The following is a 13860-nucleotide window of genomic DNA, read 5'->3' as shown; positions in this document are numbered from 1 at the left end:
TACTTTAATATTCAATAGGCAGATCAATTGATTCATAGTGCTTAGTTCGTTTATTATAGCCTTGAATGCTCACACTGTCTCCTTTGAGAAATCTTTCTGTCAACTGTGGATGTTTCGCTTTAAATTCCTTCAGTGTGCCGATGTTAACCTTAAATTTTTTTAGTTCCGGAATGTATTGAGCCAGACTATCCTGTATATCACTTTTTTCTTGGATACTGTGCATAGAACGTATCAGGTAATAACTGGGGTTCGGATATCTACCTTCTTTTAGCTTCGTTGGGTGAGGATGAAACATGTATTTTCCATCAATTTTCATCCAATAAGGTACTGATGTCCATCCTGCCTCTGTATATCTAGATAAAAATTCTGCAGAATAGTAAAAATCAGCACCCCTAACCCATGCACCGGCAGGGGTTTGATCCTTTATTTCATACTCAAAAGGAAAACGCACTTCCCACACACGATTATTCACTGTGTCACACACAAGCTCTATTTGTAGGTCGGACTCAATCGGTTTAATATGCACGTTTATTTTATCCGGATTTTGAGCGATCGCACACGAACTGTAAATGATTGATAAAACTAATAATAAATTCCTCATCTTATTCTATATTAAAGAAGAAAGCCTCTATGGTTGCTATTTCGCCAAGATTGTCTTCTGTTTTTCTATACAAAATGGATGCTGTCTTTGGTACACTATTGCTGGCAAACCTATCCACCTCCTCTATTGTGTTAAACTCATTCTCCATAATACGATTAACTACATCGTTTGACACGTCTAGTAGGTCATATCCCATATTTTTGTACATTCTATTTCTAACAAGTTTGCGGACAGCATCAATCCCTTCTTTCTTCGCCCTCTTCAACTGCTCTTTCGCAGCATGCTCCAAAACTTCGTCTGTCTCGTCTAAATACCGTTTCATCGGTAGATTCAATACTCCCAAAGGTCCGGGTATAGGCAGCAGTTCTTTTTTATTATCACTATTCATTCCGAAGTTTAAGATACTGACAATATCCAATAAATTGCCGGTCTGCTCAAGAATCCCCAGTATTTTTGTTATACCTCGGTTTGAATAGAACCGGTATTGACCTTCTTGTGGTGTCACGGTCATTACTTCTCCTCCTTTAGTTGTAAAGGAGTATGATTCTATTTGTGATGTTTCCACGCCATAGGCAGGATTTATTTTATAGGATTTCCCTCCGGCGGCAATACTTTGCTCCATTTTGGCTAAAGTCATCACCGTTCGCGCCTTTCCCGATGCCCGTTCTATGCCGTCAACAATCAATGCATCATAAGGCACTTCTACAAAAAATAGCTGTTCGCCATCGTAATTGTACATTTCCGGCAAAGCTTTATCTATGCTCGACCGCGCAATGAATAGTCTCTTATTGTTTATCCTCACGTTGAGCATTGCGAAGCCATTTATATCATCGTTAATAGCAGTTATTTTGCATCTTCCCATAATTTATTTTTTTATTAATTGAAAATCATTTATTTCTACAATTCCATCTTTATCAATAATTCCGGAGAAGTCGGCAGTATCCCAATCTTTATTATCTTCATTTGCAAAATGGAACTTAGCTTCCGCCCCAACAGTGTACTCTTCTAATACGATATAGAGTTTAACCGGATGATCTGTTAATAAATCTTTTCGTTTTTTATTCTTTTTATCAATCCAATATGCCTCAATAATTTTCATGCTCTTTTTTTCTTCACGTGATACGGGCTTCGCATATTTCACCTCCTCATACTTTTGCCACCCGTACGAAGCTCTTGGCCATTTACGGTCAAGCCGGATCACCTTGTTGTTGAAATCCAGCCTTATAGGGCTTATAGCAATAGTAGTTGTCATGGGTAAGTAACTTGCAGATTGCATATGCTCTCCGTAAGAGTAGATATACGCTTCCTCGAATTCAATACGCCTGACACAAATTCCGTCATTACCTGAAAGCACTTCAATAGAACCGTCTACTGTTGGCACATCTTTGCGAATCATTTGCTGAAATAGCCGGATATTATCAGTGGACTCAAGTTGAACTGATATCTCACCGCCATAATAATTGCCATATGGGCGACCTTTGGCATCTGTATCCCTTGGAACTTATAGTTGAATTTAAGAATATCATATTCCGATTCATTAATTCTTAAAACCGCTCTATTCATTATCATGTTACTGAATTTTAGTTTGTAGGACAAATATAGAGAAAAAGATTAATTCAACTTTCTTTTCTATCAAAATATTGTGTATCAACTTTCTGATATTTATATTCTTAGTCCTTTCTCTTTATCCGTATTTCGGCTACGAGAAAGACGTATTGATAAATCTTCATGCTTTTGCTTAAACCAGTCGGTAATATGGCTGCCATCCACTACAAGGAACAGCTTTTTAGCCTCACTATCTTGGGCTATCTTTGCCGTGGAGTTATCAGTATTGAATCTTCGTTTGTGCTCTTCGCTGTATAGTGAACCGCTGAAGAATAGTGACTTTCCTGTTAAAAGCTTGCTGACTTGTTCGGCTGTAAAGCCGATAACCTTGCATATCTTCTCCATCTGTAATATCTCTTGGGCGATGGGTAGCCACTGAAAGAGATTAGACAGGCATTGTTTTAATCCGCTATTCTCATTAATAAATTTTTCCTCTCGCTGTATGTAATGTTTCTTGGTCTTTTCAAGCTCTACATCATACTCTTTTTTTAGGTTCTCAATTTCACCTAATGCTTTACTTTGAATAGCTTCAACCTCTTGCCGAATAGTTTTATTTTCATTATACAATTGCTGTATAGCTGTTTTTAGTTTCTTATTCTCTATCTCGGTTTTCGCTACTTTAGGAGTGCCCAACAGGGAACTGATCCCATCTATCAACTTAGAGCTGATATCAGCAGCGGAGTTTTTCAATTTCTCCTTTTTAATATCTGCTTTGGCTGAGGATAGTTCCTGTTCTGCTTGTTCTTTCTGTTCAAGTAGCTGTGATATATTTACCTGTACACTCTCGGTTTGGGTAAGCAAGTCCCGATAGTATTGAGAAGCGGAAGCGTGTTTGGCTTCCGAACCGTCAACACCTCGCTGCAAACCATACCTTGCCATCTGTTCAGCATAACTGTTCTGATATTCTTTCAGACGGACACGGCTCATCACATCATCGGCACATAATCGGGCGGTGTCAGTCGATTTCTTACGGTACTTCCTTTTGGCTTTTGCCTGTTCTGTCTTAGTCTTTCTCCGTTCACCTGTAACGATAGGTATCATCGTGGCGTGAATGTGAGGTGTGGTTTCATCAAGATGCAGAACTGCCGAAACGATATTCTTTGCTCCGTAAGTCTTGTAAAGCCAATCTAAATTATCATTGCACCACTTATCTAAATTGCCGCCCTGCTCAATCCGTTTCATATCATCGGGGCTGCCCGTAAGTAAAATGCGTATCGCCCGAACTTGGTTCTTGCCAATCTTGCGTTGCAACCCTGCTGTTTCCAATCGGTGTTGAATCGCTTCGGTACGATTGCTAACTCCATCCGGAAAGGTCACCATTTCCCGATTAAGATGTGTGCGGTTGGCATCCGCATTCTTTGGAGCGATAGTTCGCTCAATATGTGCCGACATTCCGTTATCCGAACCGCCGGCTTTCTCCATATGTAATACTGCATATCCCATTTATTTCTAATTTTAATGTTTAACTTTGAAGCGCTTTATTTCGGCAGGCGTCTGCCGATTCGGGGTGTCCAGAGGGTTGGAAACCCTTTGGCTTATTGGGGCTTTTTTAGTGAAGTGTAACGGAGCGTGAAGAAAAAGCCCTAATAAGCTATGGTATTTCTGACTAAATACCTGCGGGGTGCATGCGGCAGATTACATTCGGAAACCTCTGTTCTTTTTCTTGGGCGGCTGTAGCGCTTGCTTTGTCTGCCGGGTTAAGTCAGTGGACTGTATGCGCTTCTTACCACAAAGAAAGTCGTTCAGGTCTTTGTACTCGGAATAGTGGCGTGAAGCATCACGTACACGTATACCATACTCTTTGGTGATCTCCTGCAATGCCGTTACCCCTGCTTTGTCGTTATCGAGAAAGCAATGGATATGTTCATAGTCTGCTAACGGGTACATCGCTTTCGATAGATTGATAGTCGAGTTCAGGATGATATAGTCCTGCCAGTCCAAACAGGGGTATTGCGGATTGCTCTTTGTCCGGAGTGTGAGGAAAGAAAGGTAGTCTATGAATCCCTCGAAAAGAAAACAGGTGCTTTTGGGCTCTCCCTGCTGTCGGATATGGGTAATGTCTTTAGGGGCTGCACATCCTTTGAAAAATGGGTTGCGTACCTCATACCCTCCCGACTGATTGGGAAAGCCTACAGCAAAGTAGGGTTTACCGTTACTGACGAAGTGAAGCTCCTTGGATTCTCTTTTTGCCAGTTCCGCATTTATCCCACGTTCTTGCAAGTAACGAAGTAATGCAGGATGGGTAAGCGGAACGACTTCCAGATTCTGAAAGCTCGGCTCGATGGTCTGCTGTGGAAAAGAGAAAGCAACGGGACGAATGTACGGTGCTTTCTCTTCGATGCGATGTAATAGGTCGGACACATTATATATATGATACAGTTCTGCCGCCAGTGCAATAATGTTGCCGCCTTTACCTATCCCGAAATCGTACCACTCGTTACGGTCAAGGTTTATTTTGAACGAGGGTTCTTTTTCTTCCCGAAATGGTGAGTTGTACCAAAGGCTGTTTCCTTGCTGTTTGGCAGGGTGGTAGCCTAAACTTTGCAGATAATCGGCTAATTTGATATTCTTTACTTCTTCTATATTCATATCTAACTCTTTTTCGCCAAAGGTTGTTTCGTACCTGCATAAAGTGTGGCGAGTTCACTTCATGCGCATATTTATACACTTGAAAATCAATTATATGAAAGTCAAAGTGTGGAAAATGCGGATAATGCAGGCTTATATCATCTTCTTGTATGATCCGTGGCTGACATTCTCAAAGAGCTTTCCTTTCTTGTCTGCTAAAAAACGCTTGAAAGCATCTGCCGAGATATTTAGCTTTTGGGCTATCTTAATTCCTTCACCTGTGGTAAACTCCATAGGTAAAGCATTATACAGATTACTTTTGTCGGTTGGTAGCTGTTCCAATGATGCCGAAGAATTGGTAATCTCTTGTACTCTCTTTGCTGAATTACGGAAATACTCAACGATTGCGATTGCTCCTTCTACGCTTGTTTGGTCTATCTCTGTCCGTTCCGCTTCATCACAAGCCCATCGGACTAATTGTAGAATCAGGCTGAAACGGATAATGTATATATCCAATTTGCTATATACCCCGACCAGAATATCATCAGATTCTGTGTTGCATAAGTCTGTATTCATGTGTTGCCACTTGTAGAGCAGGCTGCGAGCTTCCGTGCTAAAGGCAAGTTTGGACGGAATGAGTTCCCCATTCTCTCCTGTAGTACATTGAATATCGGTCAACTTTCTGATAATAGACTCCCAAAGTGGTGCGATGTGCGTAGATAGTTCACACTCATTCCAATACTCCTTCTTTAAGTTGGGTGGAAAAACAAATAGGATGCGGTCGATAAAACCGTTCTCTGTTCTTTCTCCTTTTGCCAGTTCTTTGAGCAATCCTTTCTGTATAGTGCCAATCACGGAAATGAAGGAGTGCTTGATGAAAGCAGAACTTTTATTTCCCTGCCTATCCAGTATAATCGGTTTACCACTAAATACGGATAACCAAAACTGTTCTTCTGAACCACTGTTGTAACGGTTGAAATTCTTTAACCACGACATCAGTTCGTCTACATATAGACAGATACCTCGTTTGTTATCTTGATGAATCGTGATAAGCCGTTCGGGGGTAATATCCGATACGATGAACTTTTTCAGTACAGGTTCAACTGGCAGTTCCTTTTCTTCTTTACTGCCTTTTTCTTTTCTGCTTGCAAACAGTAGACGGTCGTACTCCTTCCGCTCCTTCTGATATTTGACGGATGAGTTCATATCCAATTCAAACAAAGGCTGCATGGCAAAACTAAGCGGATGGCTCTTGTTTACTCCTGAACGTCCGATGATTGCCATATATAAGATGGCATGTTCGTCCCACCCCTCTTTTACCTTTGCAACAAAATTGTTGCCTATACCAACGGAAAGGGTAAAGCAGATAGCAGAAGCAATGTAGTCTGTCGGATAATTCAGACAGGCTTTTGTTTCGCTTATTATTTCCCGTATCGGTTCAGGGAAAACAGAGATAGGAAAACTATCTTCTTGTTGTTCAGGCATATTATCATGGGCTATCATATCAATTCATTTACAAGGTAACGCCCCATCTGGGGAGCGTTACTTTACTTTCTCGTGTGGTGGATGAAAAAGAAATTCGCATGTTCAACTTTTTGTTTAGCAGTTAGCTTTACTTGTTATTATACTCTTTAATAGAACTCTCAAAAATTCGATTATCGGCAGTTGCTTTTAGTACGCCTGCTGCAACAAGGTCTGAAATTTTTTTGTGAGAACGTCCCATCATTCTCGCCACTTGGTTAATACTATAAGTCTTTTCAACACTCGCTTCGGGCGGTTGCGGCAACTTCTTATCCAACACTCTCTCCATTATCTTTTCGATAACGGCTTCTGTAGTTACAATCACTGTTTCCATCTTTTCTTTCTAATTAGAATTTTCGTTTATATTGTTAGAACTAAATTTTATTTCTTATCTTTGTGGCTGCAAATATAGAAAGAATATATTTAAAGCTAAACTATTTGTTTAGTATTTAACTTTTAAATACAATCTTATGGTCCATCTTGAAAGAATAAAAGAGTTGTGCGAAAAGAAAAACGTAACAATGAAACAGGCTGCCGTTGAACTGGGTATGACGGAGCAGAGTTTGCACAAAATCATTAAAGCGAATTCTACTAAGATAGATACGCTGCTAACTATGGCTCAATACTTTAATGTAGAGCCCGCCTATTTCTTTGATAGCTACTCTGCTGATACTACGAGTGGTATATGCATCAATAAGGAAGAGTTGGAAGGATTGCTGAAAAAAGTAATAGCTTATTCAATTCACGGCTTCGGAATGGTGAAACTCGAATGGGATGCCAAAGAACAAAAGTTTAATTCATACTTTGACATACTAAAGAAACAGTATAGCCCTGATGCTGCGGATTTGAAATACATTTCTTCATTATTAGAATCGGAGATTACGATAACAGATAAAACCACTCCGAAAGATGTGGCAAGGGTATTGATGTCTAAAGACGAGTTCGACTTTACATCTACCTACTACTATGGTATCCGAAAGATGGAAATACAGGAAGAACTACAGAAACTTATGTCTTTTCTGGATAAGCACAATATTCCTGTTACGGATTCTATTAAGAAGGATATTGATGAACTGAAAGGCAGGATTAAATATTATGAAGGGAAAAGTATTATAGGGAACAATAAAATCTAACCATAGGCTGCAATTGTTTTATGATTATGGAACAGATATTTAATAAAGAACAGCAGGAAAAAGCGCAATTCATTTTGAATCATCCTTTAGCTAAGCTATCGGATTTGCGTTCGAGTGAAATAAAAGATTTGGCGGTAGTGTGGTGTTACTATTCAGGTAAGATTGAAGGTAATACCTATACTTACGTGGAAACAGAGGCATTGCTCAAAGATGGTATTACTTCCGAAAAGAAGTATGAAGATGCCAAAATGCTGAAAAACCTATATAATACTTTTATTTCCGAAGTGGAGTATATCAATAAAGGGAAGAATCAAGAAGTGATAGATGAGCGTACTTTGTTTAGGGTACATCAATCTATATCTACGGGCTTGGTTTCCGATGAAGAATCGGGTTATTTAAGAACCAGAGCTGTCCGTATCAGTGGTACAGAATATATTCCCCCAAAGGACTTACACGATATTAGGGCTAAGTTGCATGAAATACTTTATCAGCAGGAGCAATATACCAATCCATTGGAACGAGCTGTTTATCTCCATTGTAACATAGCTAAGTTACAACCTTTCATTGATGGCAACAAACGTACTTCCCGAATGGTGGAAAGCATTGTTTTGATGAACGCTGACATTATCCCTGTCTATTCCTCCAAAGATGCCGATATACTGAACTACAGGAAAGGACTGATTGCCTTTTATGAAACGGGCAATTATTCTCCTTATGCCGATTACTTTCTGAATAAGCAAGTGGAACGAATTAAAGAAATAGAGTAACCATGAATGAAGATATTAAGGAATTACTGAATGAAATAGATGTTTTCAAAGAGCAATTATCCTCTTTGCGTCCACTTCCCGAAGAAGCCTTGAAAAAGATTCAAGATGCTTTGGATATTGAATATACCTATGAAAGTAACCGTATAGAAGGGAATACGCTCACCTTACAGGAAACAGCCCTTGTAGTAAACGAAGGCGTTACTATTTCGGGGAAATCCATGCGTGAACATTTGGAAGCAATCAATCATGCCGAAGCTATCAGCTATATTAAAGATATTGCCAAACAAGATATAGAGATAAGCGAACGAACTATCAAAGAGATACACGCCCTTATTCTTCATGGGATAGACCGTGAGAATGCCGGAAGGTATCGCACAGTTCCAGTTATGATTTTAGGTAGTACACATATGCCACCGCAGCCCTATCTGATAGAGAAACAGATGGAAGATTTCATTCTCCGTTTCAAGCAAATGGAATTAGAAAAGGTGCATCCTGTTCTTATTGCTGCCTATTTACATGATGAGCTGGTGCGGATTCATCCGTTTATAGATGGTAATGGGCGTACCTCTCGTTTGTTGATGAACTTGTATCTTCTTCGTCATGGCTATGTTATTATTGCTCTGAAAGGTAGTAATGACGCAAAGGTAAACTACTACAAGGCTTTGGAGAAGTCACATACGGAACAGTTGCCGGAAGACTTTCAGAAGTTAGTAGTTGAAGCGGAGATAGCCGCTTTGCAGCAATATTTGTCTATCATGGCTTAAAGAATTTTAAGTTATGAAAAGCTAGATGAAAGCAAATTGCTTATTTACAGCACCAAACTATAATATTAAAGGTGCAAAAAATGAAATAGACGCTCATTTGCTCTCAATAAAGGGGTGCTATCATGGTATAAAAATGTCGTTTGGAGGAAAGATTAGAAATAATGCTCTAATTTTTATGATAATTAGAAGCTTCTGTGTATATTTGTAATTGTTAACTCAATAGCTAAAATGAGAATCTAATAAAATTTGAAATTCTAAAATGAGTAAATAATGCCGAACCCACGAACAACATTAGCACGAGCTAGTAGAGAAGATGCTGAATTAGAGCGTATAGAAAAACAAAAGCAGGATAATAGTCCAAGATTAACCATTATAAAAATAGCGCTTTTGCATAAAGACGAGATTGATTTTTCATTTAAACAAGCAATATGCAAGAAGTACAATATAGAATCTACAGTCAATGATGATATTGTGTTCGAGAAATATGCCAAAAACTTCTATCGCACTCTTGATCAGGATGAATTTGTAGTTCCACACTTAGGAAAGAAAAAAGGAATATCAGTCAAAAAGTCTAGAGCAGGTTTGGTAAAACATGAAGCTCATATTATGTTAACTCCTGAAGAGGTTGCTACTAAACTAGTATATCATCCAACCGAAAATATCCTAGAAGGAGTAATGATTGGAGGGCTTTATGGTCGTCCTCGAAATGCACGTCAGCTTCGGAATAAGAATAATAGAAAAGAAGTAAATAAGGATGATGTTATAACAGATGATTATTATTGCATGATTTATTTGCCAATGAATCATAATGTTGGATATATGTTACTGCAATATTATCCTGATATAACGGTAAAAAACGAAATTATTGAGTTTATAAGAAAAACCCTGCGTAACAAAAGAGATAAATATGATGTTGAATTTTCATATTATTGCACAAAGGAAATGAGTGAGCAGTTTTCTGCGAATAGTATATTAGATCATTTTACTTTTGCTACTCCCTTTATAAATGGGGATACTATAAATGGTGATGATGAAATAGGGGAACAGCAAGTGAAGGATGTTGTACTTAAAGTAGAAGTGTCCTCTCCATCTAATCAGCCTATTACTTATTCGCAAATTCCTAATTTTCTACAAAGAATACTGAATATGAATTTAAATAATAAGGCTGCTAAGGATTATCAACATTGCACTGGTACAATTAAAAATACTAAAACAGGAAATACCAGTACTTTTGAAATAGATAAAGATTTAAAGATTCGTCCAATAATTTATCTTTATAAAGAAGTGGATGTTGATGAAGATGGAATACCTAACTTCGTTCAGTTGAAGGAGTACTGTTATAATAAGTTAGAGATTGTAAAATCAGAAACTTTGCCGGGGTATAGAATTTATGAAACGGATGAATAGATTATTTAGTTGGTTCATAGAGCAACTACCTATCAGATATACATTGGGAATCATTCATGATGCTCATGAATGGCAGAAAAAAAGTCTTCTTTATGAACTTAAAAAAAATGAAAAGAAAAATTATTTTACAACTCTCAAACTTCTTATTTTAGTTGTTGCTTTAGTTGTGACAACAATATTTAATGAAGGTATTGATAAAGAATTTGCTGGCTATATAATAACAGCTTTATCTATTTTTATAGGATTGAATATTAATCTTATAATAATGATATTTGATAAATTTAATAGCACTAATTTTGATGTTACTAATAAAACTCATATTGAAAGAGTAAGATTGTTAAAACGAAGAAATTTTTTCATGCAATATACTTCATTAACTGCTTATTCTATTATTTTATCTATAATATTGATTTTATTATTATCATTGTGTTTTAGTACCTCTTATTCTATGTCCATTTCAGTTGTGGACTATTTTCTGTATTATAAAGATTTGGTTGTTTCAGATATTCCTTTGTTTTGGTCATGGGAGGCTTTTAGAAATTCTTTGTATTTAGTAGGTATTCTGTTTCTTAGATGTTTAACATATTACCTCATGTTTTATTATCTACTAATCCTACTGTACTCAATTGGGAGTGCATATGCATATATAAGCCAGGAGTTTAAAAATAGAAAAATTGAAATATATCAAGGACAAAAGTTTTAAGATGTATGTGGTTTTTAAATCTTTATATAAATGAATTTGCTTAAGATGAGCTATAACTATTTCAATTGTAATCAGTGCAACAGCAATGAGGATAGCTTAGATAGGTCTGCTCGTTTTGAAGAAGAAATGAAATAATTATTTCCATTTTTTCTTTGCAAATTAAAATTATCAGTTTATCTTTGTGACTATTAATAAACGATTTAAACAGAATATTTGTTTTACAATTGTTTTACAGTAGCGAAGCTAAGATAGTTCTAATCAATTGGAAATAAAAGGATTGTCTTGGTGGTTTAAGATCCGCCAGGAACCTCAAGCAAAGCTCCGAAACTACTTATAATAAAGGGTTTCGGAGCTTTTTGTTTTTGAAGAGGACGCAAATAGGGGCGCAAGCTTTGGATAAGTTTATTTACGATGCACCGATAAACGCTTTTTTTCAACGTGTACCCGGACTTGCTACTTGAAATGTAACGGTAATTAATAAAAAAATGCTGCTTATCTGATGTGATAAACAGCATTCATTCTGGAGAGCCTCTTGTCGGATTCGAACCAACGACCCCGAGATTACAAATCACGTGCTCTGGCCAACTGAGCTAAAGAGGCGTTTTTCTTTTGCGGGTGCAAAGGTATGAATTTCTTTTAAAAATGCAAATACATCGCATACTTTTTTTATATTTGCAAAGTTACCAATGATTAGATGAAAATGAAAATTATGAATGTATGTAGTATGGCGCTTTTAGCCATAGGTATATGGGCTTGTTCCGGACAGAAGAAAGGAACGGCGAATGTTGAAGTTGCAACAGATAGTGTAGAAGTAGCTGCGGATGCAAAATCTGTTCAGGCAGATAGTACAGGATATATTGTCCGGGTAGGAGAGATGGCTCCGGATTTCACGATTACCTTGACAGATGGGAAACAGGTGAGTTTATCTTCCCTTCGTGGTAAAGTAGTCATGTTGCAGTTCACAGCAAGCTGGTGTGGAGTTTGCCGTAAAGAAATGCCGTTTATCGAGAAGGATATTTGGTTGAAGCATAAAAATAATGCAGACTTTGCTCTGATTGGCATTGACCGTGACGAACCGCTTGACAAAGTACTGGCTTTTGCTAAATCTACCGGAGTCACTTATCCGTTAGGACTGGATCCGGGAGCTGATATTTTTGCGAAATATGCATTACGTGAATCCGGAATAACGAGAAACGTGTTGATTGATAAGGAAGGGAAAATTGTAAAGCTGACTCGTTTATATAATGAGGAAGAGTTTGCTTCTCTTGTGCAGGCAATTAATGAAATGCTGAAATGAAAGAAAACCCTCATCAGATGTTTCTAACGGAACAGGTATGAGTATATAAAAATAGTAACGCTATCCTGATGTGATGGCGTTACTATTTTGGTTATATAGTGACGCTATCCGGAGTGCATACCGTCACTATATGATGATGTATTCTCAAGCAATGCTAAGTTTGACCAGATAATCGTAATGCTTTCCTTCTTTTATCAATTCTGCCTTAAAACCACATTCGGAAGCATATAAGCTAAGAGTCTGGAAATCTACATATAACCAGTCGAATGTGTCTCCTTCTACATCTTTATACTGCATTTGGAAGTCAATCTCTCCGTAATAATCTCCGGCAAGGTCGATGACTATGCTACCGTCTTCCTCTTCAAAAAGATAACGCAAATCACTGGAATCCATAAGTATGCATCCACCAGGGCGGAGAATACGTTTCATCCGTTGGAAAAAAACGGGCATATTATTCAGCCGTCCGATAATTCCGGAACCATTCATGAGCATTAGGATCGTATCGAATGTTTCGGAAAATGTTTCATCAAAAAGGTTGATGAGGCGGGGATCGTTCACTCCGCGTTGTTTCATTACTTCGACAGATAAGGGAGAAATGTCAATGGCGCATACGTTTTTTTCCATTTCCTGAAGTGCCAGCGCATGGCAACCACTTCCGGCACCTACATCCAAAATCCGTCCGGTAGCCATTTGCAGGGCGGTACGCTCTAGTATAGGCATAGACTGTATATTACGAAACAGTTCTTTGACGGGAATTTCATCTTCTTCGAATTGAGAAGAAAATACCCGCAAACGATCAGCTCTGTGATGGTTGAAATAGTCAGAAATAGCGGCTCCCATCGGGTCCTTTTCTGCAGAAAGAATTGTTGTTGCCATTGGTGGTTACGATTGTTAACTTTGCAAAGATAAATAAATCCGCAGAAAAGGGTTATCTTTGCCATCGGAAATATTGAATACTAATAAATGATTATATGAGTATAGAAGAAGCAATCATGGGTGGCATCGTTTTTAAAGGTAAGAAAGATAAGCCCAAAGAAGAGGAAAAGGTGAAAACGAAAGCGAAAAAAGCGACGTATATTCGTGGTCAGCATGGTTCGGGTGCAGCGAAGATGAAAGCAGATATCCGGAAGAAAAGAGCTAGTCGACATAAAAAATAAAAGTATGTTTATAAATATAATAGTTTGTATAGTTGCTGTTGTACTTCTATTGCGAGGTGCTTTTCTTGTTCTGCAAATGGGAATCTTGTGGATAATTCATTGCAAGATAATAAAAGCGTATAGCAAGAAAACATATGGGAAGGTAGTGGATATAGAGATACTAAAGTCTGATGGTGTGAATATTACTGATGTATGTATACCAAAAATAAAATATAAATTGGAGGGAGAAAAAGAGGTATGTTGCCAATTTCTTCCTTCTGCCAATCTGATTCACCGGATTGTCGACTTTCATGACTTGCATGATTTGTTGAATTATGATAAGAAGTCCTACCCATAT

The 13860-nt window shown here is 37.9% G+C and carries 14 protein-coding genes, 1 tRNA gene and 2 pseudogenes; 8 read left to right on the top strand and 9 right to left on the bottom strand.

Features of this window, described 5'->3' with window-relative positions; genetic code table 11:
* Positions 1–4 precede the first annotated feature (4 nt).
* The 7 genes and pseudogenes from I2I13_RS10935 to I2I13_RS10905 form a co-directional block, all read right to left on the bottom strand.
* Positions 5–601, bottom strand: a complete 597-nt coding sequence (locus I2I13_RS10935) for a hypothetical protein (RefSeq protein ID WP_195649499.1) — start codon at positions 599–601, stop codon at positions 5–7.
* A 1-nt stretch (position 602) separates the two neighbouring features.
* Positions 603–1463: a hypothetical protein gene (locus I2I13_RS10930; protein ID WP_195649498.1), complete on the bottom strand. Its 861-nt coding sequence runs from the start codon at positions 1461–1463 to the stop codon at positions 603–605.
* A gap of 3 nt (positions 1464–1466) precedes the next feature.
* Positions 1467–2084 (bottom strand): annotated as a pseudogene (gene tssD / locus I2I13_RS10925) (type VI secretion system tube protein TssD); the annotation flags it as partial.
* 179 nt (positions 2085–2263) lie between these two features.
* Positions 2264–3649 (bottom strand): MobV family relaxase, encoded by a 1386-nt coding sequence (mobV, locus tag I2I13_RS10920; RefSeq protein ID WP_195649497.1) that lies wholly within the window; start codon positions 3647–3649, stop codon positions 2264–2266.
* A 192-nt stretch (positions 3650–3841) separates the two neighbouring features.
* On the bottom strand, positions 3842–4795 hold the full coding sequence (locus I2I13_RS10915) for a toprim domain-containing protein (RefSeq protein WP_195649496.1): 954 nt from the start codon (positions 4793–4795) through the stop codon (positions 3842–3844).
* A gap of 132 nt (positions 4796–4927) precedes the next feature.
* Positions 4928–6259 (bottom strand): DUF3987 domain-containing protein, encoded by a 1332-nt coding sequence (locus tag I2I13_RS10910; RefSeq protein ID WP_229128620.1) that lies wholly within the window; start codon positions 6257–6259, stop codon positions 4928–4930.
* 127 nt (positions 6260–6386) lie between these two features.
* Positions 6387–6629 carry a hypothetical protein gene (locus I2I13_RS10905; protein WP_195649494.1) on the bottom strand — a complete coding sequence of 81 codons (243 nt, stop codon included), beginning with the start codon at positions 6627–6629 and terminating at the stop codon, positions 6387–6389.
* A 136-nt stretch (positions 6630–6765) separates the two neighbouring features.
* On the opposite strand from I2I13_RS10905, the gene I2I13_RS10900 reads away from it, so the two are divergent.
* The 5 genes from I2I13_RS10900 (at position 6766) to I2I13_RS10880 (ending at position 11069) form a co-directional block, all read left to right on the top strand.
* On the top strand, positions 6766–7428 hold the full coding sequence (locus I2I13_RS10900; protein WP_195649493.1) for a helix-turn-helix transcriptional regulator: 663 nt from the start codon (positions 6766–6768) through the stop codon (positions 7426–7428).
* 26 nt (positions 7429–7454) lie between these two features.
* On the top strand, positions 7455–8195 hold the full coding sequence (locus I2I13_RS10895) for a Fic family protein (RefSeq protein WP_032566013.1): 741 nt from the start codon (positions 7455–7457) through the stop codon (positions 8193–8195).
* Positions 8196–8197: 2 nt separating this feature from the next.
* Entirely contained in the window at positions 8198–8959 is a 762-nt protein-coding gene (locus I2I13_RS10890; RefSeq protein WP_195649492.1) for a Fic family protein, read from the top strand.
* A gap of 270 nt (positions 8960–9229) precedes the next feature.
* Positions 9230–10366, top strand: coding sequence for a hypothetical protein (locus tag I2I13_RS10885; protein ID WP_195649491.1), 1137 nt, complete (start codon positions 9230–9232; stop codon positions 10364–10366).
* The gene (locus I2I13_RS10880) at positions 10350–11069 is read left to right on the top strand and encodes a hypothetical protein (RefSeq protein WP_195649490.1); all 720 of its coding nucleotides are present in this window, start codon (positions 10350–10352) and stop codon (positions 11067–11069) included. The genes I2I13_RS10885 and I2I13_RS10880 overlap by 17 nt, the downstream gene beginning before the upstream one ends.
* A 526-nt stretch (positions 11070–11595) precedes the next feature.
* On the opposite strand, the gene I2I13_RS10875 is transcribed toward I2I13_RS10880, so the two are convergent.
* Positions 11596–11669, bottom strand: a tRNA-Thr gene (locus I2I13_RS10875).
* 94 nt (positions 11670–11763) lie between these two features.
* Between I2I13_RS10875 and I2I13_RS10870 the strand changes: the two genes are divergently transcribed.
* The gene (locus I2I13_RS10870; RefSeq protein WP_195649489.1) at positions 11764–12366 is read left to right on the top strand and encodes a TlpA disulfide reductase family protein; all 603 of its coding nucleotides are present in this window, start codon (positions 11764–11766) and stop codon (positions 12364–12366) included.
* A gap of 144 nt (positions 12367–12510) precedes the next feature.
* Here I2I13_RS10870 and I2I13_RS10865 read toward each other — a convergent pair whose 3' ends face one another.
* Entirely contained in the window at positions 12511–13242 is a 732-nt protein-coding gene (locus I2I13_RS10865) for a bifunctional 2-polyprenyl-6-hydroxyphenol methylase/3-demethylubiquinol 3-O-methyltransferase UbiG (protein WP_195649488.1), read from the bottom strand.
* Positions 13243–13337: 95 nt separating this feature from the next.
* Here I2I13_RS10865 and I2I13_RS10860 point away from each other — a divergent pair, with 95 nt between their 5' ends.
* Positions 13338–13523: a hypothetical protein gene (locus tag I2I13_RS10860; protein WP_004300779.1), complete on the top strand. Its 186-nt coding sequence runs from the start codon at positions 13338–13340 to the stop codon at positions 13521–13523.
* Positions 13524–13527: 4 nt separating this feature from the next.
* Positions 13528–13860 (top strand): annotated as a pseudogene (locus I2I13_RS24490) (hypothetical protein); the annotation flags it as partial.

The organism is Bacteroides sp. D55t1_190419_B8 (assembly GCF_015558905.1).
Lineage (GTDB): Bacteria > Bacteroidota > Bacteroidia > Bacteroidales > Bacteroidaceae > Bacteroides > Bacteroides vicugnae.
The sequence above is the reverse complement of the archived record's forward strand: the minus strand, read 5'-3'. Positions and strand labels throughout refer to the sequence as shown.

Bases quoted from the DNA above. Each gene is read 5' to 3' on its own strand.
- I2I13_RS10905 (WP_195649494.1), bottom strand. From the start codon at position 6,629: ATGGAAACAGTGATTGTAACTACAGAAGCCGTTATCGAAAAGATAATG.
- I2I13_RS10935 (WP_195649499.1), bottom strand. From the start codon at position 601: ATGAGGAATTTATTATTAGTTTTATCAATCATTTACAGTTCGTGTGCG.
- I2I13_RS10900 (WP_195649493.1), top strand. From the start codon at position 6,766: ATGGTCCATCTTGAAAGAATAAAAGAGTTGTGCGAAAAGAAAAACGTA.
- I2I13_RS10915 (WP_195649496.1), bottom strand. From the start codon at position 4,795: ATGAATATAGAAGAAGTAAAGAATATCAAATTAGCCGATTATCTGCAA.
- I2I13_RS10895 (WP_032566013.1), top strand. From the start codon at position 7,455: ATGGAACAGATATTTAATAAAGAACAGCAGGAAAAAGCGCAATTCATT.
- I2I13_RS10860 (WP_004300779.1), top strand. From the start codon at position 13,338: ATGAGTATAGAAGAAGCAATCATGGGTGGCATCGTTTTTAAAGGTAAG.
- I2I13_RS10890 (WP_195649492.1), top strand. From the start codon at position 8,198: ATGAATGAAGATATTAAGGAATTACTGAATGAAATAGATGTTTTCAAA.
- I2I13_RS10865 (WP_195649488.1), bottom strand. From the start codon at position 13,242: ATGGCAACAACAATTCTTTCTGCAGAAAAGGACCCGATGGGAGCCGCT.
- I2I13_RS10880 (WP_195649490.1), top strand. From the start codon at position 10,350: ATGAAACGGATGAATAGATTATTTAGTTGGTTCATAGAGCAACTACCT.
- I2I13_RS10885 (WP_195649491.1), top strand. From the start codon at position 9,230: ATGCCGAACCCACGAACAACATTAGCACGAGCTAGTAGAGAAGATGCT.
- I2I13_RS10930 (WP_195649498.1), bottom strand. From the start codon at position 1,463: ATGGGAAGATGCAAAATAACTGCTATTAACGATGATATAAATGGCTTC.
- mobV (WP_195649497.1), bottom strand. From the start codon at position 3,649: ATGGGATATGCAGTATTACATATGGAGAAAGCCGGCGGTTCGGATAAC.
- I2I13_RS10870 (WP_195649489.1), top strand. From the start codon at position 11,764: ATGAAAATGAAAATTATGAATGTATGTAGTATGGCGCTTTTAGCCATA.
- I2I13_RS10910 (WP_229128620.1), bottom strand. From the start codon at position 6,259: ATGCCTGAACAACAAGAAGATAGTTTTCCTATCTCTGTTTTCCCTGAA.